This window comes from Burkholderia sp. AU16482 (assembly GCF_002223285.1).
In the GTDB taxonomy this organism is placed as follows: domain Bacteria; phylum Pseudomonadota; class Gammaproteobacteria; order Burkholderiales; family Burkholderiaceae; genus Burkholderia; species Burkholderia semiarida.
Genome location: NZ_NKEY01000016.1, coordinates 1 through 1,167, shown reverse-complemented (window position 1 = coordinate 1,167; position 1,167 = coordinate 1). Strand labels below are relative to the sequence as shown.

At 58.7% G+C, this 1,167-nt stretch carries 1 protein-coding gene; it reads left to right on the top strand.

Going from position 1 to position 1,167, the window contains the following annotated elements:
* Window positions 1-75: 75 nt before the first annotated feature.
* Window positions 76-1,167, top strand: coding sequence for an IS630 family transposase (locus tag CFB35_RS33880; RefSeq protein WP_059625722.1), 1,092 nt, complete (start codon window positions 76-78; stop codon window positions 1,165-1,167).

Sequence of the window (1,167 nt, the reverse complement as noted above, 5' to 3'; positions counted from 1 at the left end):
CTAGTGTCCTGTTCCGTTGTTAACTGGTCTATCTTCGCGTAGCATGTTGACGTCAACGGAACGGGAGACGTCAGCATGGCGATGGGACGACCGAAGGCGGAACTGGTGCTGAGCGAAGACGAGCGTTCGCAACTGATGTCGATCGCGCGTTCTCGCTCGATTTCGGCTGCGCTGGTCTCGCGGGCGCGTATCGTGTTGGCGGCTGCGGACGGCGAGCCCAACAGCGCGATCGCGCAGCGCCTGCAACTCACGCGTGCCACGGTGGGCAAGTGGCGTCTGCGGTTTCTGGAGCAGCGAATCAACGGACTCTACGATGAAGTACGTCCCGGCAAGCCGCGTACCATCGACGACGAGCGGTTGGCCCAACTGATTCACAAGACCCTGCACACGAAGCCGGCAGATGGATCCACTCATTGGAGTGTGCGCACGATTGCCGCCGAAACCGCCATCTCGCCGACAAGCGTGCACCGTTACTTCAAACTGCTGGGCCTGCAGCCGCACCGAAGTGAAAGCTTCAAGCTCTCGACCGATCCGTTCTTCATCGAGAAACTGCGCGATGTGGTCGGCTTGTATCTGAGTCCACCGGAGAACGCGCTGGTGCTGTGCGTGGACGAGAAGAGTCAATGTCAGGCGCTCGAGCGTACACAACCCATGCTGCCGATGGGTTTCGGCTACGTCGAAGGCGTTACTCACGACTACGTCCGTCATGGCACCACGACGTTGTTTGCCGCCCTGAATGTCCTCAATGGCGCCGTGCTCGCTACCTGCAAGCCGCGCCATCGACATCAGGAATTCCTGTCGTTTCTGCGCGAAATCGACAAGGCCGTGCCAGCCGAACTCGACGTGCACTGCATCGTCGACAACTACGGCAGTCACAAGCATCCGAAGGTCAAGGCGTGGCTGGCGGCACGCCCCCGCTGGCATATGCATTTCATTCCCACCTACAGTTCGTGGCTCAACCAGGTCGAACGCTTCTTTGCGTTGATCACCGACAAGGCGATTCGTAGAGGCTCGTTCGGCTCGGTCAAACAACTGGTCAAGCGAATCGATCAATTCGTTTCCCACTACAACGAAAACTGCAAACCGTTCGTCTGGACCGCGTCAGCCGATTCCATCCTCGAAAAGCTGCATCGACTTTGCTCGCGAATCAGCGGAACAGGACACTAG